The organism is Rhizobium sp. RU35A, assembly GCF_900156005.1.
Taxonomy (GTDB): Bacteria; Pseudomonadota; Alphaproteobacteria; order Rhizobiales; family Rhizobiaceae; genus Neorhizobium; species Neorhizobium straminoryzae.
Genome location: NZ_FTMR01000003.1, coordinates 403,492 through 427,282 on the forward strand (window position 1 = coordinate 403,492; position 23,791 = coordinate 427,282).

Sequence of the window (23,791 nt, forward strand, 5' to 3'; positions counted from 1 at the left end):
GCCGGAGCTCCTCTGTGGCTGGATATATCGCTGCTGCGATCGACTCCAATGCTTCCAACTTACCATGCGAGATGAAATCCCGAACGGAGCTGTGATGCTTATTCCTGCGGTAATGCCGGCGTTCTTACAGGGAGGTGTCGACGTCTGACCGACGCGAACGGCGAGGGGGTCATCCATCCAAATCCCATGGTCGTGCAGGGGGAGAAGCCAATGGAGGGATTCCTGCGTATAAGCTTCGCCACGCAAGAGAGTCTGGATTTCGGTACGACCGGATTGATGATGCGTCGAATATTGGATGTGCCCGGATGAGATTGATGTCCCCCTCCGCAATGTCCGGGGATATGTGATCGGATTAGCGATCCGATTGTATGTGTCCGGCGCAAGTCTGGGGCCGGTGACTTCGGGCTTTGCCCATTCAGTTTGTATCCGCACCGCTTCACGATGACCCCCGCCCTTTGTGTCCTGAGGAACAACAGACGCCGGGCTGTTCTATATCTGAGGCGGTTTCCCTGTGATCATCCCGGCGTTTTTGCAGTCAGGGGCTGGCGATCGTGGATGAATTCTCTATAATGCAGTCTCTCGCTGCAATGCGGTTTTTCCCGGCTTTTTTATGTTACGTGACAGCGTCCAGCTAACGGACTCTAATGTTCTTCTGGTGTCCGTTTGACGTTTCGTTTACCATAATTTCAATGAGTTACTCCTTGCGAAATTTGCCCGTGCACGGGCTGCTTTGCGTCACTTCGGATGCTACGGCGGCGATCGTTCGTCTTGATGAACGGCTGGCGCGTTCGCCGTCCGGTGAAGGGCTTCTTCAACGGCTTCACTTCGGCGATGCCTGCGCTTCGCTTTGGGTGGAAGGCGAACTGGTGCATCTCGAGGATCTGGTTTTGCATGATGCGGGGCATGACGTGCGCACGCCGACCCATGAGCTGACAATTGCCCGGGATATCCTGCGCACCCGCCGGCGCATCGCGGGGCAGCCTGCCGGCTGGGCGCTGGATCGGGAGGGGTTGGCAAGCCTTCGTTGCCAGGATCCGGGCGCCGCGCCGGAGCAGAAGGCCGTTGGCGGCAAACCTGTCTATGGAGGCGCGCCCATGGCGGAGGGCGCGGTCGATGATACGATATCAGTCGCCGATCCTCTGGCGGAAGAGTTTGCAGCGATTGATCGCGCCATTGCACGGTCAGATCGGGCGATCCGCGAGGTGCGCGGCGGTGCGACACCGCGCCCGGGCCCTGAGCGAAATACACTCGTTTACGATCCTGATTGGGATGAAGACGAGCGTCTGGATGAGTGGCGTGGGGTGCTCGTGCAGTCGGCAGGTCTGCCGGCGGTTCTTCGCGCAGCACTGCTGGTTGATGCATGGCATCAGTTGCAGGTGCTGCAGCATGCGCCCTGGCTTGGTCGTCTGCTGGCGGCAGAACTGATGCGGCAGGAGGGACTCACAGGCGGGGCTCATCTGCTTGCAGTCAGTATTGGCCTGAAGGCGATACCCGTCGAGCGGCGACGCCATCGGGACCGGGATGTGCGGTTGCTGGCCATTCTCCAGGGGGTGCAGGGGGCTGCCGAGTTTGGCCTCAAGGAACAGGACAGGCTTTCGATCGCGCTGCAATTGCTTGAACGGCGCCTGTCTGGTCGCCGCATGTCATCCAAACTGCCTGAACTGGTGGAACTCGTCATCGGGCGTCCGCTTGTGTCATCTGCCCTTGTGGCCGCGGCGCTCGATATCACACCGCGCGCAGCGTTGCGCCTCGTGGAGGAGCTTGGTCTCCGGGAGATGACCGGGAGAGGGCGGTTTCGCGCCTGGGGCATTCTTTGACAACGTGAAGGTCCGGCGACAGGACGTGCCGCCGGACCTGTCGTCAATCCGCTATCTGAGGCAGTTCAACGAGGGGACGCAGCAGGACAGCAAGCGGCGGGGTGGCGGCGAGAATCGTCATGGCTGCGGTCTCTGTCGTTCCGCTTTGCTGAACCACCAAGCCGGCTTCGCTGCAGAGCACAGCGCCGGCCGCAATGTCCCAGATGCTGGTGTGACGCTCCACATAGCCATCCGTGAACCCCAGGGCGGCAAAGCCGAGCCCTATGGTGGCGCAGCGATATTCTGTGATGCCCCATCCGTCGCGGCGAAGAGCGAGTTCCGTCTGCGCCATCTCCTCGGCCGGCCATTGGGCGCTTTCTCCGACAGAGGCGAGGCGGATCTCGGGAAAGGAAACGTGCCGGTGAAACGCCGCTCCGTTCTTCTGGATACCAAGCCCGTCGGCTGCACTCAGGGTGAGGCTAAGGGCAGGGTAGGCGACAACTCCCACGACCGGCCGCCCGGCTTCCACATAGCCCAGCGAAACACCCCAGAGAGGAGAGCCACGGAGAAAATTGGCCGTGCCGTCGATAGGGTCGATGGCCCAGAAGCTGTCGGAAACGTCGCCTCCCATTTCCTCGCCCAGCATCCGGTCGCCCGGAAGGCAATGCTGCAGTCGGGCACGGATCAAGGTTTCCACGTCACGATCGGCTTCGGAGACGAAATCGCTCGCGCTCTTCTGCTCGAGTGGCAGGCTGTCGCGAGCAATGAAGTGCGCCATGGCGCGGTGCGCCGCCTCGCCGATGATGCTGCGGGCGACGGTGAGACGATCAGAGACTGTCGGCATGGGGGGCCGTCCTTTCAAAAAGATCCGGGATGTCGGAGAGAATGGTCTGGGCGCCAGCGGCGAAGAACCGTTCTGTGGCCTGTGCCTCGTTGATGGTGGCAACGGCATATTCGATACCACTGTCGGCCATGATCTTCAGCGCATTGTCGGGCAGGAAGTCACGCTGCAGGTGCAGGATCTGGCAGCGGGTTTCCGCCAGCAGCGCCTTCGGGTCGCGCGGCGGCACCACCACGGCAAAGGCACGCGGCACATCCGGCAGCAAGCGCGCGGCGGCATGGATCGATCGGATCGAGAAGCTGGTGATGAACAGCCGGCCGCGATGGACAGGCCACAGGTCCTTCATGGCGGCGAGTGCCACTTCCGCTGTCTCGATGTCGTCGCCCGCCGTCGGCTTCAGTTCCAGCTGCAGGCCGATGTCGAGATCGAGTACGGTTTCGACCAGTTCCTCGAGCGTCGGAACGCGGGTGCCGGCAAAGTCGGGCGAGAAGAAGGAGCCGGCATCCAGTTGACGGATGTCTTCGAAACTCATGTTGGCGACGAAGCCGCGGCCATTGGTGGTGCGATCGACCCGGTCGTCGTGAATGATCACCGGCTGCATGTCGCGCGTCAGCTTCACGTCGACTTCCACCCAGCGCGCACCCCTGGCAGCGGCTGCCCGCATGGCGGGAAGCGTGTTTTCCGGTGCGAGGAGCGGCGCGCCGCGATGGGCAATCAGGGCATCCGGCACGGCCACATTCTGGCGCTGGATGGTTGCAAGAGGGCGGGGATCGAAAGCAGGCATGTCAGTTCTTTCGGAAGTTGTGAAGAGAAGGGATCAGGTCGTGACGTTGGCGACACGACCCAAGGTTGTTTTCGCGATGACTTAGTGCAGGGTGACCTGGTTGACGAAAGCCTTCTTGATGTCGTCGCCGAAGGGCTTTGCCGCCCAGACAGTGGAAAACTTGCGGTCGCCGGCTGCGATCAGCCCGACGGAACTGTCGGCATCGGGATGCTGCGGCGCGATGCCGAAGGTCTTCGCCAGCTCCGTCTGCGTGTTTGCACTGGTCAGCCAGTGGATCAGCACCAGGGCTGCCGCCTTGTGCTTGGCATTGGCGGGAATGGCGATGACATTGCCGCCGCCCGGCATGCCGAAGGACGGGATGTACATTTTGATGTCGCGCGAAATTTCGCCCTTGCGCTGCAGGCCGGCGATCTGGTCCTCCCAGCCGGCGATCAGCTTGAACTCACCGCTGTTGATGCGGGTCACGCTGTCGGCATTCGAGGCCGTGATGATGTAGCCATCGTGGTTGGCCTTGAACCAGTCCCAGGCCGGCGCGAGCTTGGCGACCTTCTCCGGCGTCGAGGCGCCGTTGGCATAGTCGATGTCCTTGACGAGCGCGCGGGTCACGGCCTCGATAAAGGCCGGGCCGGAGCCGCCATTTTCCGTGTTGAAGCCCATTTCGCCGGGGTTCGTCCTGAAGAAGGCGGCAAAGTCTTCCAGCGTGTGCGGCAGTTCCTTTTCCGAGATGCGGGCCGGGTTATAGGCAATGGCCGTCTGGTTGCCCCAGAAGGCCGGCGCATAGCCCTTGTTGTCGGTGCCTTCGATGGAGAAGCGCAGCTTGGCGCCATCAGGCAAAAGCGGCTTCAGCGGGCCGTAGAGCAGGTCCTCGGCCTTGAAGGTCTGCAGAGCGGAACCGCCCAGCGAGATCACGTCGATATCGCCCTCGGTGCGGCCGCGCTCGGCCAGCATCTTGTCCATGTTGGCCTTGCCGTCGCCATCCGGGATGGTGACCTTGATGCCGTACCGGGCCTCGAAGGCCTTCACCTGTTCGCGGAAACGATCCTGGAAATACCAGTGGAACCAGTTGATCTGGCCCTCCTGCTTCGCTTCTGCCACGATCTCCTCCCAGTTCATCTGGGAAAGATCCTTGGCGGCGGCCGGGGCGGTGAGGCCGGCCAGCGGCAGAGCCGTGGCGAGCGCAAGCATTGCGATGGTCTTCAGCATGGGGCTGGTCCTAGCTTGGTGGGGAGGGGAGGCATCGGCGTCATCCCTTTCCGGTGATGGTGGCCGGATCGGCGCTTTTCAGCAGGCGCTCGGCAATCAGCATCAGAAGTACGTTGGGAACGACGAGGATCAGGGAAATGGCTGCGGCGTTGGGCCGGATGAAGTTGTAGCCGAGATAGGAGTAGAGGATCGTCGGCACGGTGGTGAAATCCGGCGCACCCACGATGTAGGAGATCGCAAACTCCTCGATCGACAGAATGAAGACGATGATGAGCGCTGCCAGCAGCCCCGGTTTCAGCACCGGCAGCGTGGCAGTGCGGAACACGGTCAACGGCGAGGCGCCCAGATCGCGGGCGGCGTCGATCAGGTCCTGCCGCACCATGGCGAAGGACAGGCTGAGCAGGCGGATCGCATAGGGCAGGAAGATGACGGTGTGGCCGAGCGCAATGCCGGCGAAACGGGAATAGACCCCGAAGCGGACCAGCAGAGCGGAGAAGAAGATCGCTCCGACGAAGCCCGGTATTACCAGTGGGATCAGCGTGAGCATCTGCGCTGCCGCCTTGCCCGGAAATTGCAGGCGGCCGAAGGCATAGGCGGTCGGCAGGGCGAGCAGCAGCGTCGAGACGGAGACCGTCGCCGCCAGAAGATAGCTGTTGGCAAGCGCCTGCGGCAGGGCGCTGGTGGTCCAGATCTCGATCCAGCGCCGGAAGGAGAGAACCGGCGGAAGCACCGCCGGATAGGCCCACGGGTGGGAGGGATCGACCAGCGACCACAACACCGCCATGGCAAAGGGAAGCGCCAGTCCGATCGTGAAAACGATGAGCGCGAGAACAACCGGCAGGCGGGTCTGCACAAGGAGGGCGGCGGAGCGATGACGACGCATGGTCTATCTCCCCGTGCGGCGCAGCAGGAACTGGATCAGGGCTGCCAGAGCCGCCGACCCGAACAGTGAGAGTCCCATCAGCATCACGGCAATCACCGCCGCCTCGTTCCAGCCATGGCCGGCATTGTCCTGCTGGATGCGGACCATGTACTGGGCCAGCGAATTGAGGCTGGTTGGCCCGGCGACGGACTGGAAGGAATAGTCGCCAGCGGCCCCGATGAAGATCAGGATCAGCGCCGCCTGCAGCGAGCGCAGCGTCAGCGGCAGGATCACGCGACGCAGTCTCGCAAAGGCACCGGCGCCGAGGTCACGGGCGGCATCGAGAATGTCGTCGCCGATCGCCCGCACCGGCCCGGTCAGGATCAGGAAGGCGAAGGGCATGTTCTTCCATACCTGCAGGATCACGACGCCGATGGCATAGGGATCGTTCTGCATGCGGATCGGCCGGGCGACGAGACCGAGATGGACCAGCGCCGCGTTGAGAAAGCCCTGGAACGAGATGAAGTTCACATAAAGAAAGGCGGCGACAAGCCCGTGCACGAGGATCGGCGCCTTGATCAGTGCGCTGACGAGATCGGAACCGGCGAAGGGGCGGCGCAGCCAGAGCGCCACGGGATAGGCGAGCGCGACCGAGAGAAGCGAGGAGAACAGCGCAATGCGCGCCGAATACCAGAAGGCCCGCCACAACTGCTGTTCCGACAGTACCGTGTGCCAGAAGCGCAGGGAAAAGCCCGAATCGCCCGAAAAATTGAAATAGCCGACGGACTGGGAGAGGGCCATGCCGATGACCAGCGACATGAAGGCGAGGATCGGCAGCAGACCCGGCAGCAACAGAAGATAGGGCCGTATGGAGAAGGATGCACTCATTCCGCGGCCTCCCCGAGGAAGCGGATCGCTTCCGGCTTCAAAGAGAGCGTGATCCGCTCGCCCTCGGCAATCGGGGTAAATCCGTGCGTCTGGATGCGGAAGGAAACCGGGTTCTCGCCATCGGTCACCACGTTGAGATCGCAAAGATTGCCGAGGAAGGTGCGGGAGAGGACGCGCAGCGTGGCGCGATTGGGACCGGTCTCGTCGCCGGCGGCAACGAGGACGGCATCTTCGGGGCGCCAGCAGGCAAAGATCGTCTTCGCGACGGGTGCGATCTGCGAACGCACCGTCAGGCGGCCGAGCGGGCTTTCGATGTGATGCAGGCCGCTTGCGGCATCATGGCCGATCACGCGCACCGGCATGATATTCGCCGTGCCGATGAAATCCGCGACGAACCGGTTTTTCGGCTGCCGGTAGATGTCTTCCGGCCGGCCCATCTGTTCGATTTCGCCGGCGCGCATCACCACCACCAGATCCGACATGGCAAGCGCTTCCGACTGGTCATGCGTGACATAGACCGCGGTAAATCCGTGCTGGCGCTGCAGGGCTCGGATTTCCATGCGCACCTGATCGCGCAGTTTTGCATCGAGATTGGAGAGCGGCTCGTCGAACAGCATGATGCCCGGACGCACCGCCATGGCTCGCGCCAGCGCCACACGCTGCTGCTGGCCGCCGGACAACTGACCGGGCAACTTGGCGAGCTGGGCGACGAGGCTGACCTGTTCCGCCACTGTGCCGACCCGGGACCGGATTTCCGCCTCGCCGATCCGCTGCTGGCGCAGGCCGAAGCCGATATTGTCAGAAACGCTCAGATGCGGAAACAACGCATAGGACTGGAAGCACATGGCCGTGTCGCGCCGTTCCGGCGGGATGCCGGTCATGTCGTGCCCGCCGATCTCGATACGGCCGCTGTCCAGGGCCAGAAAGCCGGCAATCGCCTTCAGCAGCGTGGTCTTGCCGCAGCCGGAGGGGCCGAGCAGGGTGACCTGCTGACCCTGCTCGGCGGCGAAGCTGACGGATTTCAGTGCCTGAAACCGGCCGAAGCTGAGGCTCGCCTCGTCTATCGTCAGGGCATGGGGTGGCACCGGTCTTCCTCCGTCGATGATTGCATGGTCCGATCGTTTCGGATGCCGGTTATTTATCATGCTTTGTGTATAATAAATATGACAGAAAAATTTCGTCGAAACCGCTTGCGATGATCCCCTTTCGTGGACTCGATGGAAACGAGCACAGACAAATCAATGTCCACGTATGATTTTGCATATCTCCAGCCTGACGCCCGGATCGACGATTGCGGGAGACGGGAAGACCGGCTAGGGAACGGGGACTGCAGGATCAGCAAAGAGGTTGCCGTGCCCGCCAGAACTCATCGTGACTTGTCGGGCAATGAACGGATGATCCTGGAAATCGTGCGCCGGCAGGGCAGCGTCATGCGCTCGCAGGTGGCGCCCAGCACGAACCTGACGCAGCCCTCCGTTCACCGCATCGTCGATGCGCTGCTGGAGGAAGGGCTGCTGATGCTGGGCGAGGCGGTCATTCACGGTCGCGGCAAGCCGAGCCCGGCGCTGATGTTGCAGCCCGATGCGGCGTATACGATCGGCATTTCCGTCAATACCGACAGCATTTCCTTCGGCATGTGCGACTTCGCCTGCAGGATCGTGCATGAGGAGATGCTGGAGACGCCGCCGACCCGCCGGCGCGACACGCTGTTTGCCCTGAAGGAACAGATCCGCCGGGCGCTGGCAGGGCGCGGCATTGCCGCATCGCAGCTGGTCGGCGTCGGCTTTTCGATGGCGGGCTTCTTCGTCGGCGCCGACCGACGCTTCAACGCGCCGGAACCCCTCACCGACTGGTCGCTGATCAATCTGAAGGCCGAGTTGGAAACGCTGTTCGATCTGCCGGTCTGGACGGAAAACAACGCCACCACCGGGGCCATCGGCGAATCGGCCGTTGGCGCCGGCCGTCGGTTCGCCACCTTCGGCTATCTGTCTTTCAATTACGGCTTCGGCGGCGGCATCGTGCTCGATGGAAAACCCTTCTTTGGCGCCTTCGGCAATGCCGGCGAAATCAGTCGCGTCTTCACCGTGGAGGAAGGTCCGTCGCGGCCGGCGCTGGGCGAATTGCTGAAGCGGCTGAATGCGCGCGGTCTTGCCGTTGCCAATGTCCGCGAGCTGCGCCAGCGTTTCGATCCCGCCTGGCCGGGCGTCGCGGAATGGGTCGAGGAAGTCACTCCGGCGCTGAACCGGGCGATCGACATGCTGCGGGCGGTGATCGACCCAGAAGCCATCGTGTTCGGGGGCGAATTGCCGCGGGCGCTCGGCCAGTGTCTGGCAGCCGTTGCGCCATCGCCGAGCGCGCCGCGCTACGGCATCGATGCCCCCTATCCTGAGCGGCTGGTCAGCGAGATCGAGGGCGATTCCTCGATCCTCGGAGCGGCCCTTATTCCGCTGATGGATCGTTATTTCGCCTGGTCCCTGCCAAGGCCCTGAGAGTTTTGCGCCGGATCTGACCTACCCGGCAAGGGCAGCGCCTGTCAGCGTACTGGACAGGCGCTCTGCGAGCGCCAGCAGACGCACATCGTCATAGCGCGGTGCGGTCAGCGTGATGCCGATCGGCAGGGTTTCACCGGCGAGCCGCAGGGGCATGTTGAGGCAGGGCACCTGCAGCAGCGTCCAGAAGGCATTGAACACCGGGTCGCCGGGCTTGCGGCCCGCCGGTGCAAAGCCCGGTGCGCTGGGAGCGATGATGAGATCGAATTCTGACGCAAAGGCATCGAAGGCCATCCGGGCTTGGGCAGCATCGTCCTGCGCCTGCTTCAGATCGGCGAGGCTGCGCTTGTCGCGATTGTCGACGCGATGATGGAAATCGTCATGCAGGGCTTTGCCATGGCGGCGGGCGAGATTGCGGAATGCGGCAGCACCCTCGCGATGCAGGATGGTGCGGTGGCCGGTATCCAGGCGCTCGAAGCCATCCGGCAGATCGACGCGCTCCACATGGTGACCGGCGAGCCGCAGGTGCCGCTCTGCCTGTTCGAGCGCGCCCAGCGATTCCGGCGCAAGCCGGCTATGATACGGTGTCTCGGTCACGGCGATCCGCAGCGACGCATCCGGCGCCGGGTCTTCGCGGAAGCGCTCGGTAATTCCGAACACCTCCTGCAGCAGGCGGATGTCGTCTATCGACCGCGCATACCAGCCCACGGTATCCAGGCTGATCGCATAGATCTTCATGCCTTCGCGGCTGACGAGGCCGGCGCTCGGTTTGTAGCCGAAGATGCCGCAGAAGGAGGCGGGGCGAATGGTCGAGCCGCCGGTCTGGGTGGCAAGCGCCAGCGGCACGTGGAAATCCGCGACCGCCGCTGCCGAGCCGGCCGAGGAGCCGCCCGGGGTTCGGGAGAGATCATGCGGATTGGCGGTTGCCGCATCGCGACCGCAGGCGGCAAATTCCGTGGTATCCGTCTTGCCGATAATGATGGCGCCTTCTGCGCGAAGGAGATCGACGGCGGCGGCATCGGCTGCCGGCTGAAAGCCGGCATAGAGCGGCGAATTGTAGGTGGTCGGCAGGTCCCTGGTGTCGAACACGTCCTTGATGCCGATCGGCAGGCCGTGCAGCCGCCCGCGTGCTGCCTTGGGCAGGGCATCGAGACGGGCCGCCTCGGCACGCGCCGCGTCGCTCAGCACAAGCCAGGCCCGCACATCGGCATCCCGTTCGCGGATGCGGGCAAGGCAGGCCTCGACCAGCGCGGTCGCCGTCAGCCGATCCTGCGCCATCAGCTCGAGGCATTCGCGCGCGGTGAGCTGGTGAAGGGGAGGGGAGACGATAGTCATGGCGAAAGATCCGGCGGTGTGCGGCGATGATGGTCCGTCAGGGACTGGAAGGTGATCCCAAGGGAGAGGCAGAGGCCGTCACAGCCGGGCGGCCCGATGATCTGAATGCCGGTTGGCAGACCGGTTCGACCCACGCCGCTGGGCAGCATCAGGGCCGGAAGGCCCAGACAGTCGAAGACCATGGTGTTGCGCGAGATGACCTGCTGGAAGGGCAGCGCAGTTTCGTCAATCTCCACCGTGAGCGTATCCAGAAAGCCGGCTTCGCCGCCAAGCCCGGGCGTTACGATGAGATCGACCGAGTGGAAGAGAGCGACAAAATTCCTCTGGGCAGTTGCGCGATATCGCAATGCCTCGCCATAGGCGGAGGCGGAGATCTGCATGCCCTGTTTCAGCCGGGCCACCAGCCCCGCGTCGAACCGATCCGCCTCATCGATGCGGCAGGCGTGATAGGCGGCCAGTTCCGAAAGCAGAATGGTCCAGCCCGCCTCGTGAATCGCCTGAATGTCGAGTCCGGGCAGATCCACAAGTTCGCACCCTTGCGCCTCAAACAGGGTGAGTGCTGCCGTCCAATTGGCGATGACGTGGGCATCGACGCTCTCGGTAAACCAGTTGGTGGGCACACCGAGCCGCAGCTTTCGGGTCCCGTTCGGCGGCGTGGACGGAGCCACAGCCGTCATGTGCGGCAAGACGATGGCGATATCCTCCGCACTGCGGGCCATCGGGCCGACGTGATCCAGCGTCCAGGAGAGCGGCGCAACGCCCTGCCTTGAAATCAGCTCTCGTGTCGGTTTGAGACCGGTCGTGCCGCACCAGCAGGAGGGAACGCGGATCGAGCCGCCGGTATCGGTGCCGAGTGCAAGTGGCATCAGCCGGGCGGCAAGCGCCGCACCCGAGCCGGTGGACGAGCCGCCGGTCCAGCGCGTCGCATCCCAGGGATTGGTGACTGTACCGAAGCGCGGATTGTGGGGCGAGCCGCAGGCAAACTCGGTGGTGGCAAGCATGGCAAGCGGTATGGCGCCCGCCGCCCTCAGGCGTGCCACGGCATCGGCATCGGCGGGGGCGATGCGATTGCCGGTGAGGCGTGAGCCGGATGTGGTGAGGGTGTCCGCCACATCGATGATGTCTTTGACGCCAAAGAACACGCCTTCCAGCGGTCGCGGATTCTTGTGACGCCAGCGACGGTCGCTTTCCGCAACGCTTGTTTCGAGATCTGCTGCAAAGCATAGCACGGCCTCAGCGCCTGCCCGGGTGCCGGCGATGGCATGCTTCAATGCATCAAGAGCCGTGCTCGGGGTCAGGCTGCCATGGCCATAGGCCGACAGCAGGTCCGCCACGCCTGCCTCTCGCACCGCCTTGCGAAGCGGCGCCGGTTTCGGCGCCGCAGGCTGAAGAAGGTCGGCGGAGGTGATGCCGGCCTCCAGTCTTGCATCGGCCCCGCGGGGATCTTCGAGTTGAAGCGGATCGAGGATGCTCCCCGCATCGACCGTCAATGACATCGCCACTGAGCTTATTCCGCCGCCACCGAGGTGATCTGGCTACGCGAGGCCATCAGCGGCTGGATATGCTCCCCGAACTGGTCGAGACCGATCAGGAAGTCGTCGAAGGTCAGCATGATGCCCTTGGTGCCGGGCACGGAGGCGGCCTCGTCCAGCATCTTCGCGACCTTGGCATAGGAGCCGACCAGGGTGCCCATGTTGAAGTTTACCGCACCTTCCGGCAGGTTGATCGAGCGTGCGGTGGAACTGGCGTCCGCATTGGCGTCCTTGCTGCCCTGATCCGCCATCCAGGCCAGCGCATCGACGTCCGCGCCGGCACGATAGCTCTGCCACTTGGCCTCGGCCAGTTCGTCGGTCTCGTCGGCAATCACCATGAACAGCACGTAAGAGCCGACATCACGACCGCTTTTGGCGCTTGCCTCGATCAGGCGCTCATTACCGGGGGCATAGGCCGTCGGCGTGTTGATTCCGGAGCCGAGCACGAAGTTGTAATCGGCATATTCTGCCGCAAACTTCATGCCGCGCGGGCTCTGGCCGGCGGCGACGATCTCGATCTTGTGCTCCGGCGTGGGCTTCATCATGCACTCCTTCATCGTGAAGTGCTTGCCCTCGAAGGTGCATTCGCCCTTATCCCACAGTTCCTTCATGATGTGGACGTATTCGGTGGAATAGTCATAGCGGTAACCGAAATAGTCGTCGCCCGGCCAGATACCCATCTGGTCATATTCGGCCATCTGCCAGCCGGAGACGATGTTGACGCCGAAGCGGCCGGGCGCGACGGAATCGATGGTGGTCGCCATTCGTGCCACGATGGCCGGCGGCAGAGTCAGCACGGCGGTCGAGGCAAACAGCTTGATGCGCGAGGTGACGGCGGCAAGGCTCGCCATCAGCGTGAAGCTTTCGAGATTGTAGTCCCAGAATTCCGTCTTTCCGCCGAAGCCGCGCAGCTTGATCATCGAAAGCGCGAAGTCGAGACCATAGGCTTCCGCCTTCTGCACGATCTGCTTGTTGAGCTCGAAACTCGGCTTGTACTGCGGTGATGCCGTCGAGATCAGCCAGCCATTGTTGCCGATGGGAATGAAGACTCCGATATCCATGTGCAGTTCCCCTTGTCGTCGTTTTCGGACCTGTTCAAAGTTTTTATGTACGAACTAATGCAAACTTTGTCGGGGCTGTCCAGCATGAAATGTCGTGAAATTGTGCATGCCTATTTTGTGTGCTTTTTGCTGAAAAGCGCACGCAGGCACGCCGCGCGAATCATGCGCAGATGCTGAAAGTGACGGCGATTCCGGAGAGGACGTTACGCCTCAGGTCTCGGCGCGCAGCGTCGTGGTATAGGTGAAGCGATCGGCCGGCAGAATCTGGAAAGCGTATTCGATCAGGCGGCGACCGCTGCCATAGTAGCGGCGGGTCACCTGCAAGGCGAGGTCGCCTTCCCTGCAGCCGATCTGTTCCGCGACCTCGGCGGCGAGTGCGACCGGCTTGATGTCCTGCTGGATCTCATGGATCATCTCGCCGGTATATTCTTCGATTAGATGAAAGATGGCGGATTTCGCCACCTCTACATCCTTCACGGCCGGCGCCAGGCGGGCGTCAATATAGACCTCGTTCCAGGAGAAGGCCTTCTGCCGCGCGGCCGTATAGCGCACGCCCGTCATGTGCAGGAAGCGCCGCCCCGGCCGGCAGCCGAGTTCCACCGCAAGCTTGCCCTGAGCGGAGATTTCCCGTCGGTGGGAAATCACGAATTCCGTATTGCTCGCCACCTCGAACAGTTCCGAGCGGGAATGGGCAATGAAGTGGCGGCGGGCCACGTCCATGCCGGCTTCAACGCGGGTTCCGACGCCCTTGCGGGCGGAGAGGCGCCCGCCGGTGCGCATCGTGGCAATCGCCTGGCGCACCGTCTGGCGGCTGACGCCGAGGGCGGCTGCCAGCTCGTTTTCTGTCGGCAGAAGCGAACCTACGGGAAATTCGCCGCTGCGGATGCGCGCTTCCAGATGATGAGCCACCTGAAGGTAGAGCGGCGCGGTGGCAAGTTCAGGGCGCCATTCGGCGTCGATGCCCTGTGCATCCCCCGGTGCATGCTCCATCTGCTCCGTCATCGTTGTGTCATCCATTCGATCGGTGCTCCATCAACAGGCTTTTGCGAGGGGAATCAAACGGTTTCCGCATGGCAGCCCCGCACGGCCGATCGGTTGCGCCAGATCCTGAAATCAGTTAGTACGTACAAATACTCGTTTCCCACACGCAATCCAAGGCTTCCACGCATGTCGGACATTCTTGCGGGAGAGCGGCGTCTGGCGCCGGCATCCTCGCTTTTGCAGACCCTTGCCGCCGCAACCCTGATCCAGATCGTGGCAACAGCCAGCGTTCTGGCGCTGACCGCCATCGCGCCCTCCGTCGCGCACGATCTCGGGATCGGCGCACACTGGATCGGCTACCAGATCAGCCTCATCTATGCCTCCGGCATGGTGTCCTCGGCGGTTGCTGGAACGCTCGTTCAGCGCTACGGCCCGGTGAAGGTGGAGCAACTGGCCCTCGTTCTCTTTGCGGTCGGCTTTGCCGGTATCGCCACGGCACTGGTGCCGGTCATCGTGGTTGCCTCGCTGCTGATCGGCTTCGGCTATGGTCTCAACAATCCGGCCTCGTCGGAAATGCTGAGCCGGGTCACGCCCCAGCACCGGCGCAACATCGTCTTTTCGCTGAAGCAGGCGGGTGTCCCGCTTGGCGGCATCTGCGCGAGCTTCGCCTTCCCTTATCTGTCTGCCCGGTTCGGCTGGCACGAAGCGCTGCTGATCGGTGCGGTCGGGCCGCTCGCCACCATGGGGTTGCTGGCCTTTACCCATGCGGCGCAGCCGAAGCAGGCGATGAAGCCTCGCTCGCTCGGACGCGGTTTTATCGAGGAGCAGTCGATCATCTGGAAAAGCCGGCCGCTGCGCACGTTGAGCGGGCTTGGCTTTGCCTATTCCGCCATGCAGCTTTCGGCCTCCGCCTTTGCCGTGGTGGCGCTGGTGCATGATGCTGGCTGGTCCCTGCTGTCGGCCGGTGCCGTGGCGGCCGCCATGCAGTTTGCCGGTGCCTTCGGCCGTGTGTTCTGGGGTGTCGTTGCCGATCGCATCGGCGGCGGCTTGCTGACGCTGTCGCTGCTCGGACTGCTCGGCGGCTGCGGCTTTGCCGGGCTTTACTGGCTGGCGGACCTGCCGCTCGTGTTGCAGGCAGGGCTGTTCGTCCTGATCGGGGCTGTCACCATCGGCTGGAACGGCGTGCTGCTGGCCGAGGTCGCCCATCATGCGCCGGAAGCGCGGGTGGGGGCCATCACCGGGGGCGCACTGGTCTATACCTTCATCGGCGTCATCGTCGGCCCTTCAACTTTCGCCGCCCTCTATGCGCTGACCGGTCACTACGGCGCGAGCTTTCTCTGCTTTTCGCTGTTCGGCTTTGGCGGCATGGTGGCGGCGTGGGTGGCGCATCGCAAGGACGATTGACGTCTCAATTCACTTCATCATGTACAGACATACCGAATGAAAATGCCGGCCTCGGGGTCGGCATTTTCATTTTGAGCCCCGAAAGTGCCCCTTGCTGCGGCGCGGTGATGAAACTGCCATCAGGCTGCGTTGTGCCAATCCCGGCAATTGATGCAATTATGTGCAGTGCAAAAATTTAGGCAGAATCACGTTGACGAGTTCTCGTTTATGTCCGTACATTATCTTCAAACGGGCATGGCCATCCGGGGATGCTTGCCGTCCGCCGGGGATAACGAAGGGGAATGTCGAAGATGCGCCAGTTTCTGCTCACGTCCTTGTTTGCCGCCACGGCATCGCTTCTGGCCGCGCAGCCCGGGGCTGCCGATCCGATGAGCGATGCGAAGGCGATCGTTGCCGAGCACGAGACGATGCCGGTTTTCACGCCGCCGGGCGATGCCTTTGACGCAAAGGCCTGCATGGCTGGCAAGAAGGTGCTCTCGATTCCGATCTCCATGACCATTCCCTTCAATGTGGAGCTGCAGAAGGGCATGGCGGCTGCGGCAAAGGAGGTGGGTTTCACCTACACGACCTGGGACAACCAGCTGAAGGTGGACCAGTGGATCCAGGGCGTATCGCAGGCGATCAGCCAGAAATATGATGCGCTCGATATTGCCGGCGGTCTCAATCCCGAAGTTCTCGGGCCGCAGCTGGCGGAAGCGCGGGCGGCAGGGCTGAAGATCAGCACCACGCACCTTTATGACGTGACGCAGGACCAGTTCAAGGGCGTGGACTATTCCGCAAAGGTGGATTTCAGCGGCGCCGGCAAGCTGCTGGCGGCCTGGGCCTATGTGAAGACCGGCGGCAAGCCGAATGTGCTGATCATCGGCTCTTCCGACGTTCTGCCCTCCATTCCCTTCGTGAAGTCGATCCAGGCCGAACTGAAGGCGCTTTGCCCCGAATGCAAGCAGAAGCATCTCGATGTGCCGGTCTCCGAATGGGCCACGAAGATCCAGCCTGGCGTACAGTCGGCGCTGCTCGCCGATCCCACGATCAACTATATCCTGCCGATCTACGATTCCATGTCGCAGTTCGTCGTGCCGGCGCTGCGCATCACCGGATCCGAGGGCGCGGTGAAGATCGCAAGCTTCAACGGCACGCCGTTCGTGCTGGATATGGTGCGCGAAAACCATGTGCAGATGGATATCGGGGAAAGCCTCGGCTGGGCCGGCTATGCTGCGATCGACAACATCATGCGCATGATGTGCGGCCTGCCGTCTGCAGCCAAGCTCAACGTGCCGCTGCTGATCTTCGACGAGCGCAACATCAAGACCGCCGGCATTCCCGCCAACTTCAACGATGGCTATGGCGATGCCCATCTGGAGGGTTTTCGCAAGCTCTGGAAGCTGAAGTGACGCAACGCCCTCAGACAAGGAGCCTGCCATGTCCGACAATGCCGTGCTTCACCTGAACAACATCCGCATGCGCTTCGGCAATTTTCAGGCGCTCAAAGGCGTGTCGCTGTCGATCCGGCGCGGCGAGGTGTTCGGTCTTCTCGGTCAGAACGGCTCCGGCAAGTCCACCCTGATCAAGGTTCTTGCCGGTTTCTACCAGCCGGAAGAGGGCAGCGAGGTGATCCTCTGGGGGCAGACCATGCCGCTGCCGCTCAACCAGATGGAGATCAAGAAGCGCGGCGTTGCCTTCGTCCACCAGCATCTCGGCCTGATTGCCTCGCTGACGGTGGTGGAAAACATGCGGGTGACGGCGCTTGGCACCCGCACGCCTTGGTTCGTCAACTGGCGGCGCGAGGCAAAACGCGTCGCCGAACAGTTTGCCGCATTCGGCCTGTCGATCGATCCCTTTGCGACGATTGCCCAGTTGTCGCCGGTCGAGCGCGCCTTCGTCGCCATCGTGCGCGCCTTCGAGGATCTGAAGGCCTCCGATGCCGGTTACGGTGGCGAGGGCATCCTCGTCCTCGATGAGCCGACCCCCTTCCTGCCTGCCGAGGATGTCAAGCGGCTGTTCAGCCTGATCCGCTCCATTGTCGCAAGCGGCGCCTCCGTGGTGATCGTCACGCATGATATCGATGAGGTGCGCGAGATCACCGACCGCGTGGCCGTGCTGCGCGATGGCGAACTGGTCGATATCCTCGAGACGAAGGTGACCGAACGCCAGGCCATTCTCGACACCATCGTCGGCAGCCGGATCGATGCTTTCGCCAAGGCGAGAGGCGTCGAGGCCCGTCCCCCTGCCGTCACCGTTACCGGCATTGCCACCGGTCGTGCAGAACCCTTCGATCTTGCGATCGGGGAGGGGGAGACGCTGGGAGTGACCGGCCTGATCGGCTCTGGTTTCGCAAGCCTTCCCTATGCGCTGTTCGGTGCGGTCAGGGCCACAGGCAATATGGTTCTGGAGGACCGTTCCATCGATCTCTCTCGTCTGACGCCGGCAGCTGCACAGGCGCTCGGCCTTGCGCTGTTGCCGGGCGACCGGCTGGGGGCGGCCGGGGTCGGCAGCCTCTCGGTCACCGACAACATCACCCTGCCGGTGCTGGCCGACCATCGCGGCCTGCTCGGTCTTGATCGTCCCGGCATGCTGCGAACGGCCGGCCATCTCTCGGAACTACACGACGTGCGTCCCCGAAGGCCGGAGCTGCCGCTCGGCTCGCTGTCGGGCGGCAACCAGCAGAAGGTGCTGCTGGCCAAATGGCTGCAGACGAAGCCGCGCCTGCTTCTCCTGGACGAGCCGACGCAAGGGGTGGATTTCGGCGCCCGCCAGCAGATCTTTTCTGCCCTCGACCGGGCCGCCCGCGACGGCACTGCCATTCTCTGCGCCTCGACCGATAACGAGCAGCTGGAGCAGATCTGCGACCGTATTCTCGTCTTTGCCCGCGGCCGTCCGGTGGTGGAGCTGCGCGGCGCGGAGATCACCCGCAAAGCCATCACCGAAGCCTGTTTCTACAGCGAAAGCCAAACCGCGGAGGCCGCAGAATGACGACCCTCGAGATGTCCGCCAAACCCGCCGCACCGGTTCGTGCACCACGCATCAACCTCAAGCAGGAGGGGGAACGCTTTGCGCTGGTCGGTGCCTGGCTGCTGCTGATCGTGATCTTCGGCATCCTGATGCCGGATTCGTTCCTCAGCTGGCGCAATTTCTCCACCATGTTCGGCTCGCAGGCCGTGCTGGTGGTGCTCACGCTCGGCATCATCATTCCGCTGACCTCGGGCGACTTCGATCTGTCGGGCGCCTCGACGCTGACCATGAGTTCCATGCTGATCGGCGTTCTCAACGCGCGTGATGGCTGGGGGCTCGCACCGACGCTCGTCATCGCGCTGGCGAGCGGGCTTGTGATCGGCGCGGTCAACGCCTTCTTCGTGCTCTATTTCCGCATCCACTCGCTGATTGTCACCCTCGGCGTCGGCACCTTCGTCAATGGTCTGATCCTCTGGATCAGCAAGTCGCAGACCATTTCGGGCGTCTCCATGTCGCTGGTGGAATGGGTGATCATCAACCGGCTGTTCGGCATTCCGCTCGCCTTCTTCTATGCGCTGCTTCTGGCAGCCGTGATCTGGTATGTGCTGGAATATACGATTGCCGGCCGCCGGTTGCTGTTCGTCGGGCGAGGACGCGAGGTGTCGCGCCTCAACGGCATTCCTGTCGATCGTGTCAGGGCCATCTCGTTCATCATCTCGGGGGTAATCGCGGCCCTTGCCGGCGTCTTCTATGCCGGCATGACCGGTTCTGCCGATCCGCTCTCAGGCCTCAATCTGCTGCTGCCGGCCTTCGCCGCCGCCTTTCTCGGGGCAACGACGATCTCGCCCGGACGGTTCAATGCCTTTGGCGCGGTGATCAGCGTCTATTTCCTCGTCACTGGCATTACCGGGCTGACCATGCTGGGCGCGGATGCCTATGTGCAGAACCTCTTCTATGGCGGCGCGCTGGTCATTGCCGTGGCGCTCAGCCAGCTCGTGCGCAATCGCCAGCCGCAGGAGTTCAGCTGATGGATGGCCAGGATATGCTGCCGGACCGGCTGGTCCGCGCCTTCTGGGAGCGCCCGGCCAACGCGGCGGAGGACATTGCCATGCGCGGCGAGATCGGGCGCGATGCGCCGGCCATCGGCGCGCATGCGCTTGCCCGCGACGGCGCGCTGTTTTCGGTCGAGCCTTCCCATTTTACGGCCCTGATGTTGCGGGAGGCCGGACGTGAGCGTTGACACGCCCTCCACGCTGACCGTGGCCGCTGCTGCGATCCGCAACCGCACCATCTCCTCCGTTGAACTCACGCAGGCCGCGCTGGAACGGGCTGAAGCCAGCCAGCCACGCCTCAACGCCTTTCTGTCGATCGATCACGAGCATGCGCTTGATCGTGCCCGCGCGGCCGACCGGGCACTCGCCGCGGGGCACGTGCCCGGGCCCCTGCATGGCGTGCCGCTGGCGCACAAGGACATGTTCGATGTCGAAGGCCGTATCACCGGCTGCGGCTCGCGCATCCGTGCGGGCCACGTGGCGAGAGACACATCGACCGTGATGGCGCGTCTCGAGGCGGCCGGCAGCCTCTCCATCGGGCGGCTCAACATGTCCGAATTTGCCATGGGGCCGACGGGGCACAATCATCATCATGGGCGGGCGATCAACCCGATCGATCCGGCGCGCGTGACCGGCGGTTCGTCCAGCGGGTCGGGGGCTGCCGTCGGCGGCGGTGTGGTTCTCGCGGCGCTCGGCTCCGATACGGGTGGCTCGATCCGCTTGCCGGCGGCCTGCTGCGGAACGGTCGGCATCAAGCCGACGCAGGGGCGCGTCAGCCGTCACGGGGCGATGCCGCTCTCCTTCTCGCAGGATTGCATCGGTCCGCTTGCCGCAAACGTCGAGGACGCCTGGCTGATGCTGTCTCTGATCAGCGGGCCGGATGGCATCGATCCCACCTGCATGGCCGCGCCGCTCGGGTCGCTGTCGGAGGATTTGTCCAGCCTCCGGATCGGTCTTGCGACGGGCGCCTTCACGCAAAGTCTTTCTGCGGATGTTGGTGGCGCGATGCAGCAGGTCGCGAACCTCCTCGACAAAGCGGTGAAAGAGGTGCGCGATGTCGCGCTTGGCGCGCTGGAGGCGGTGACGGAGCTTGCCAATGCGGTTGCCATGACCGAGGCGGCCGCCGTACATTTCGACGGCATGCGCGAGCGTCCGGAGGATTACGGACCGCAGGTGCGCATGCGGATTTCGCAGGGGCTTGCGGTTCCCGGTCCCGTCTATGTCCGGGCGCTGCAGATCCGTGCCGTCATGCTCGCCCGCTTCCTCGATGAGGTCTTCGGCGTCTGCGATGTGCTGATGCTGCCGGCCATGCCCTTCGTCGCGCCGCTCGACCGCGAGGTCGATGTGGGGGCCGGACAGCGGATGAACGAGGTGGTGAGCGCGATGACCTCGCTCACCCGGCCCTTTTCCTATCTCGGCCTTCCGGTCGTCACTCTGCCGGTGGCTGTCGGTCGTGAGGGGATGCCGGTTGCGATCCAGCTGGTCGCCCGCCCCTGGCGGGAGGATCTGGCAGCCTCGGTGGCGCGGCATCTCGAACATGCCCTTGCCCTCTCCGCCTTCCATCCATCTCAAGCATCCCCCACGGCCGCCTGAGGGCAGGCCAGGTTTTCAGGAGTTGTCCGATGAACGCCATCCAGACTGCCAGCCTCGAAGGGGCCGCGACGATCGATCCGGCTGCGTTCCGCAATGCCATGGCAAGGCTGGGCGCCGCCGTGCACATCATCACGACCGACGGCGTCGCCGGCCGCGCGGGTTTTGCTGCAACCGCGGTGTGCAGCGTGACCGATACGCCGCCGACCCTGCTTGTCTGTCTCAACCGGTCCAGTTCGGTGTTTTCCACGTTCGAGGCCAACGGCGTGCTGTCGGTCAACACCCTTGGTCCGGGACATCTGCGGCTGTCTTCCCTGTTCGGTGGCAAGACGCCGGTGGAGGAGCGATTTGCCGCTGCCGATTGGGTAACCGGAGACACCGGTGCGCCGGTTCTGTCCGACGCCGTGACCTCCTTCGATTGCCGTGTGGCAGAGGCGGTCGATGTGGGCACGCACAAGGTCCTGTTCTGCCGTGTCGTCACGCTGCGGGCCGGCAGCACGAACGAAGCACTTGCCTATTACCAGCGCGCCTATCACGTGCTTGGCGAGGCAAGCCGGGTTCCGGGCTGAAACTGCCGGGTGAAGGCGATACGAGATTGTCGCAATCCCTTGTTGCCAAGACCCTGCCGGCAACGATAACATCCCCGTGATGGTCCCGGCCTTCCTCAAGGGAAGCCGGGTTAAATGGGAACATGGTGGGGCGCCTCAAGGCGCCGAAACCATGGCTGCCCCCGCAACTGTAAGCGGCGAATGACGTCCGGATGCCACTGGCTTCAAGAGAGCTGGGAAGGCGGGCGAAGTGAGGAACCGCGAGCCAGGAGACCAGCCATCGGAGCCGGGCGGAGACGCCTTTTTCATTTTCCAGCCGCGCGGTGGGCGCGGACAAGAGGGACCAAGATGCATATCGAACCAGGCGTCGTTGACGGCGCAAAGATCATTCTCAGCTATGCCACGGCGGCCGTGGGCTTCGGCCTGACGGTGAAGATGGCGGCAGACGGCCTGCGCGACAACGGCGGTTTGCCGGCGCTTGCGCTGCGCAGCCTCGCCACGACCGCGCTGGTGTTCTGCTTCTTCGAAGTGCTGCCGCATCATCCGGTCGGCGTTTCGGAGGTTCACCTCATTCTGGGCTCGACCCTTCTGCTGCTGTTTGGGGCCGGCGCTGCGGCGATCGGACTGGCGGCTGGCCTCCTGTTGCAGGGCCTGTTCTTTGCCCCGTTCGATCTGCCGCAATACGGCATGAACGTGACCACGCTGCTCGTGCCGCTGTGGGGCATCAGCCTGCTGGCCCGGCGCATCATTCCCCGCCGCACCGCCTATGTGGATCTCAGATACGGCCAGGCCCTGGCGCTCTCGACCGCCTATCAGGGCGGCATCGTGGCCTGGGTCGCCTTCTGGGCGCTTTACGGCCATGGGTTCACCGCGGAAAACCTCGGCAATGTCGGTGCCTTCGGCCTTGCCTATATGAGCGTCATCCTGCTCGAACCGCTGATCGATCTCGCGGTGCTGGCGGCGGCCAAGTCGCTCAGCCGATTCAGCCGAGGCCCGCTGTTCAACATCCGTCTGCATCAGGCGGCCTGATCGTCTTTCGCAACAGCAATACAGATGCCGCGCGTGACACTGTCTGCGCGGCATTTTTTAATGCTTTGGCGTCGATCCCGTCAGGGTGTCGGCACGGCCAGAAAATCGTCGCGGCGCGGCGTGAAGCAATCGATGAGTTCCCCGGCCTCCAGGCACTGGCAGCCGTGCTCGACATTGCCGGGAATGACGAGGCTGTCGCCCGGGGCAAGCTCATAAGGGACGCCATCGCGTAAGAAGCGGAACCGGCCGCTCGCCACATAGGTGGACTGCACGTGCGGATGCTTGTGCAGCTTGCCTTCCGCGCCGGTCTCGAACCGGAAGGAGACCACCATCAGGTCGGCATTTTCGGACAGGACCCGGCGGTGCACACCGGCATCGGGGGAAACGGTCGGATAGGTGGGAAGGCTCATCGGGATCCTCGTGACTGATGTCTTTCTTGTCATACAAGATGAACATGCTATCTGACAAGATGGTCACTCGGCCTCTTTCCAACCTTGTCTTTGCATTCCGCAGAGGCAGAGAGGCGCGCGATGTGCCGTCAAATCCGTCGGCCTGCCTCTTTCTCGGGCTTGCATCATTTGTGTCCAGATTATGGCTTGACACCCTTCGCAGATGATGGCTGGATTGAACCAATCTGAAATTGGTTCCGAAAATGGTTCAGCCCCAAAGCCATCCCGACAATGCCAATTATGCGCTGGAAAAGCTGCGCGAGCTGCTGCGCGTCGGGGGCTTCGGGGTGGACGGCAAGCTGCCGACGGAGCGTGATCTCGCGGAGCGCCTCGGCGTCGGCCGGCGTGCCGTGCGCCAGGCCCTGGAAGTGCTGGAAGCTGAAGGCGAAGTCTGGCGTCGTCAGGGTGCCGGAACTTTCGTCGGGCAGAAGCCGGACGCGCTTTCGGCCGATGTCGGCGCCATCGTTGCCGGAACCGATTTCATGGAGATCATGGAGGTGCGTCTGCGCATCGAGCCGCAGCTGGCGCAGCTGGCGGCGCTGAGGGCCAGAGCGCCGGAATTGGTTCGCATGCGCGAACTGGCACGCAAGATTCGCGAGAGCGACAACGCCGATGCACGTGAACTCTGGGATGGTGCACTTCACCGGCAGATCGCCCAGAGCGCGCGCAACCAGCTGTTCCTGAGCATCTTCGACCTTATCAACCACGTGCGGCAGGACGAGGCGTGGCAGGCCATCCGCGAACGCGCGCGCAGCGGCGATGCGGTGAAAATGGCCTATGCCCAGCATGAGGACATCATCGATGCCATTGCCGCGCGCGATCCCGCGCGGGCAGCCGAAACCATGCGCCGGCACCTGCTGATGCTGCAGGAGCGTCTCATCCGCGAGACCTCCCATGACGGACAGGATGCTGCCATGCCGCCGACCGGTGAACCCGTTTTGGCCTGAGATTGCGGCGGGCGCGCGCGCCCGTCGATTGGGGGACGCCGGAGGTTACAA

At 63.4% G+C, this 23,791-nt stretch carries 22 protein-coding genes and 1 riboswitch; of the genes, 11 read left to right on the plus strand and 11 right to left on the minus strand.

The features are described 5' to 3' along the window. Positions 1-644 precede the first annotated feature (644 nt). Complete coding sequence (locus F3H95_RS10330; RefSeq protein WP_244617959.1) at positions 645-1,817, plus strand: RHE_PE00001 family protein; 1,173 nt, start codon at positions 645-647, stop codon at positions 1,815-1,817. A gap of 43 nt (positions 1,818-1,860) precedes the next feature. Here F3H95_RS10330 and F3H95_RS10335 read toward each other — a convergent pair whose 3' ends face one another. From F3H95_RS10335 to F3H95_RS10360, 6 genes are all read right to left on the minus strand, one after another. Then, a complete protein-coding gene (locus F3H95_RS10335; protein WP_149745878.1) occupies positions 1,861-2,640 on the minus strand; it encodes an inositol monophosphatase family protein in 780 nt (259 codons plus the stop codon). Then, complete coding sequence (locus tag F3H95_RS10340) at positions 2,624-3,421, minus strand: glycerophosphodiester phosphodiesterase family protein (protein WP_149745879.1); 798 nt, start codon at positions 3,419-3,421, stop codon at positions 2,624-2,626. Before F3H95_RS10340 ends, F3H95_RS10335 begins: the two co-directional genes overlap by 17 nt. A gap of 81 nt (positions 3,422-3,502) precedes the next feature. Then, the gene (locus tag F3H95_RS10345) at positions 3,503-4,624 is read right to left on the minus strand and encodes an extracellular solute-binding protein (RefSeq protein ID WP_210248549.1); all 1,122 of its coding nucleotides are present in this window, start codon (positions 4,622-4,624) and stop codon (positions 3,503-3,505) included. A gap of 40 nt (positions 4,625-4,664) precedes the next feature. Next, positions 4,665-5,507 carry an ABC transporter permease gene (locus tag F3H95_RS10350; protein WP_149745880.1) on the minus strand — a complete coding sequence of 281 codons (843 nt, stop codon included), beginning with the start codon at positions 5,505-5,507 and terminating at the stop codon, positions 4,665-4,667. A 3-nt stretch (positions 5,508-5,510) separates the two neighbouring features. Next, positions 5,511-6,374, minus strand: a complete 864-nt coding sequence (locus F3H95_RS10355; protein WP_149745881.1) for an ABC transporter permease — start codon at positions 6,372-6,374, stop codon at positions 5,511-5,513. Next, positions 6,371-7,459: an ABC transporter ATP-binding protein gene (locus F3H95_RS10360; RefSeq protein WP_244617960.1), complete on the minus strand. Its 1,089-nt coding sequence runs from the start codon at positions 7,457-7,459 to the stop codon at positions 6,371-6,373. Before F3H95_RS10360 ends, F3H95_RS10355 begins: the two co-directional genes overlap by 4 nt. Positions 7,460-7,726: 267 nt before the next feature. Here F3H95_RS10360 and F3H95_RS10365 point away from each other — a divergent pair, with 267 nt between their 5' ends. Then, positions 7,727-8,863 (plus strand): ROK family protein, encoded by a 1,137-nt coding sequence (locus tag F3H95_RS10365; RefSeq protein WP_244617961.1) that lies wholly within the window; start codon positions 7,727-7,729, stop codon positions 8,861-8,863. Between the two features lie 21 nt (positions 8,864-8,884). On the opposite strand, the gene F3H95_RS10370 is transcribed toward F3H95_RS10365, so the two are convergent. The 4 genes from F3H95_RS10370 to F3H95_RS10385 all read right to left on the minus strand — a co-directional run bounded on the left by F3H95_RS10370 (position 8,885) and on the right by F3H95_RS10385 (position 13,808). Further along, complete coding sequence (locus tag F3H95_RS10370) at positions 8,885-10,198, minus strand: amidase (protein ID WP_149745884.1); 1,314 nt, start codon at positions 10,196-10,198, stop codon at positions 8,885-8,887. Then, on the minus strand, positions 10,195-11,694 hold the full coding sequence (locus F3H95_RS10375; protein ID WP_244617972.1) for an amidase: 1,500 nt from the start codon (positions 11,692-11,694) through the stop codon (positions 10,195-10,197). Before F3H95_RS10375 ends, F3H95_RS10370 begins: the two co-directional genes overlap by 4 nt. Before the next feature lie 11 nt (positions 11,695-11,705). Further along, positions 11,706-12,791, minus strand: coding sequence for a pyrimidine utilization protein A (gene rutA / locus F3H95_RS10380; protein ID WP_149745886.1), 1,086 nt, complete (start codon positions 12,789-12,791; stop codon positions 11,706-11,708). 210 nt (positions 12,792-13,001) lie between these two features. Further along, entirely contained in the window at positions 13,002-13,808 is an 807-nt protein-coding gene (locus F3H95_RS10385) for a GntR family transcriptional regulator (RefSeq protein WP_143125455.1), read from the minus strand. Positions 13,809-13,958: 150 nt separating this feature from the next. On the opposite strand from F3H95_RS10385, the gene F3H95_RS10390 reads away from it, so the two are divergent. The 8 genes from F3H95_RS10390 to F3H95_RS10425 all read left to right on the plus strand — a co-directional run bounded on the left by F3H95_RS10390 (position 13,959) and on the right by F3H95_RS10425 (position 22,344). Further along, positions 13,959-15,176 (plus strand): MFS transporter, encoded by a 1,218-nt coding sequence (locus F3H95_RS10390; protein ID WP_188134352.1) that lies wholly within the window; start codon positions 13,959-13,961, stop codon positions 15,174-15,176. Between the two features lie 290 nt (positions 15,177-15,466). Then, on the plus strand, positions 15,467-16,567 hold the full coding sequence (locus F3H95_RS10395) for a sugar ABC transporter substrate-binding protein (protein WP_188134353.1): 1,101 nt from the start codon (positions 15,467-15,469) through the stop codon (positions 16,565-16,567). Between the two features lie 28 nt (positions 16,568-16,595). Then, entirely contained in the window at positions 16,596-18,146 is a 1,551-nt protein-coding gene (locus F3H95_RS10400) for a sugar ABC transporter ATP-binding protein (protein ID WP_149745889.1), read from the plus strand. Then, complete coding sequence (locus F3H95_RS10405) at positions 18,143-19,153, plus strand: ABC transporter permease (protein ID WP_143125459.1); 1,011 nt, start codon at positions 18,143-18,145, stop codon at positions 19,151-19,153. Before F3H95_RS10400 ends, F3H95_RS10405 begins: the two co-directional genes overlap by 4 nt. Further along, entirely contained in the window at positions 19,153-19,365 is a 213-nt protein-coding gene (locus F3H95_RS10410) for a hypothetical protein (RefSeq protein WP_149745890.1), read from the plus strand. Before F3H95_RS10405 ends, F3H95_RS10410 begins: the two co-directional genes overlap by 1 nt. Continuing rightward, the gene (locus F3H95_RS10415) at positions 19,355-20,770 is read left to right on the plus strand and encodes an amidase (protein ID WP_149745891.1); all 1,416 of its coding nucleotides are present in this window, start codon (positions 19,355-19,357) and stop codon (positions 20,768-20,770) included. The genes F3H95_RS10410 and F3H95_RS10415 overlap by 11 nt, the downstream gene beginning before the upstream one ends. A gap of 29 nt (positions 20,771-20,799) precedes the next feature. After that, positions 20,800-21,336, plus strand: a complete 537-nt coding sequence (locus tag F3H95_RS10420) for a flavin reductase (RefSeq protein WP_149745892.1) — start codon at positions 20,800-20,802, stop codon at positions 21,334-21,336. A 63-nt stretch (positions 21,337-21,399) separates the two neighbouring features. Next, a riboswitch (cobalamin riboswitch) is annotated at positions 21,400-21,612 on the plus strand. A gap of 51 nt (positions 21,613-21,663) precedes the next feature. After that, positions 21,664-22,344, plus strand: coding sequence for an energy-coupling factor ABC transporter permease (locus F3H95_RS10425; protein WP_143125463.1), 681 nt, complete (start codon positions 21,664-21,666; stop codon positions 22,342-22,344). 80 nt (positions 22,345-22,424) lie between these two features. Here F3H95_RS10425 and F3H95_RS10430 read toward each other — a convergent pair whose 3' ends face one another. Then, positions 22,425-22,754 (minus strand): cupin domain-containing protein, encoded by a 330-nt coding sequence (locus F3H95_RS10430; RefSeq protein ID WP_149745893.1) that lies wholly within the window; start codon positions 22,752-22,754, stop codon positions 22,425-22,427. A gap of 242 nt (positions 22,755-22,996) precedes the next feature. Between F3H95_RS10430 and F3H95_RS10435 the strand changes: the two genes are divergently transcribed. Next, entirely contained in the window at positions 22,997-23,740 is a 744-nt protein-coding gene (locus F3H95_RS10435; RefSeq protein ID WP_149745894.1) for an FCD domain-containing protein, read from the plus strand. The last annotated feature ends 51 nt before the right edge of the window (positions 23,741-23,791 follow it).

Bases quoted from the DNA above. Each gene is read 5' to 3' on its own strand.
- F3H95_RS10330 (WP_244617959.1), top strand. From the start codon at position 645: ATGTTCTTCTGGTGTCCGTTTGACGTTTCGTTTACCATAATTTCAATG.
- F3H95_RS10405 (WP_143125459.1), top strand. From the start codon at position 18,143: ATGACGACCCTCGAGATGTCCGCCAAACCCGCCGCACCGGTTCGTGCA.
- F3H95_RS10345 (WP_210248549.1), bottom strand. From the start codon at position 4,624: ATGCTGAAGACCATCGCAATGCTTGCGCTCGCCACGGCTCTGCCGCTG.
- F3H95_RS10340 (WP_149745879.1), bottom strand. From the start codon at position 3,421: ATGCCTGCTTTCGATCCCCGCCCTCTTGCAACCATCCAGCGCCAGAAT.
- F3H95_RS10375 (WP_244617972.1), bottom strand. From the start codon at position 11,694: ATGTCATTGACGGTCGATGCGGGGAGCATCCTCGATCCGCTTCAACTC.
- F3H95_RS10385 (WP_143125455.1), bottom strand. From the start codon at position 13,808: ATGGATGACACAACGATGACGGAGCAGATGGAGCATGCACCGGGGGAT.
- F3H95_RS10425 (WP_143125463.1), top strand. From the start codon at position 21,664: ATGCATATCGAACCAGGCGTCGTTGACGGCGCAAAGATCATTCTCAGC.
- F3H95_RS10435 (WP_149745894.1), top strand. From the start codon at position 22,997: ATGGTTCAGCCCCAAAGCCATCCCGACAATGCCAATTATGCGCTGGAA.
- rutA (WP_149745886.1), bottom strand. From the start codon at position 12,791: ATGGATATCGGAGTCTTCATTCCCATCGGCAACAATGGCTGGCTGATC.
- F3H95_RS10370 (WP_149745884.1), bottom strand. From the start codon at position 10,198: ATGACTATCGTCTCCCCTCCCCTTCACCAGCTCACCGCGCGCGAATGC.
- F3H95_RS10350 (WP_149745880.1), bottom strand. From the start codon at position 5,507: ATGCGTCGTCATCGCTCCGCCGCCCTCCTTGTGCAGACCCGCCTGCCG.
- F3H95_RS10420 (WP_149745892.1), top strand. From the start codon at position 20,800: ATGAACGCCATCCAGACTGCCAGCCTCGAAGGGGCCGCGACGATCGAT.
- F3H95_RS10390 (WP_188134352.1), top strand. From the start codon at position 13,959: ATGTCGGACATTCTTGCGGGAGAGCGGCGTCTGGCGCCGGCATCCTCG.
- F3H95_RS10400 (WP_149745889.1), top strand. From the start codon at position 16,596: ATGTCCGACAATGCCGTGCTTCACCTGAACAACATCCGCATGCGCTTC.
- F3H95_RS10335 (WP_149745878.1), bottom strand. From the start codon at position 2,640: ATGCCGACAGTCTCTGATCGTCTCACCGTCGCCCGCAGCATCATCGGC.
- F3H95_RS10410 (WP_149745890.1), top strand. From the start codon at position 19,153: ATGGATGGCCAGGATATGCTGCCGGACCGGCTGGTCCGCGCCTTCTGG.
- F3H95_RS10355 (WP_149745881.1), bottom strand. From the start codon at position 6,374: ATGAGTGCATCCTTCTCCATACGGCCCTATCTTCTGTTGCTGCCGGGT.
- F3H95_RS10395 (WP_188134353.1), top strand. From the start codon at position 15,467: ATGCGCCAGTTTCTGCTCACGTCCTTGTTTGCCGCCACGGCATCGCTT.
- F3H95_RS10430 (WP_149745893.1), bottom strand. From the start codon at position 22,754: ATGAGCCTTCCCACCTATCCGACCGTTTCCCCCGATGCCGGTGTGCAC.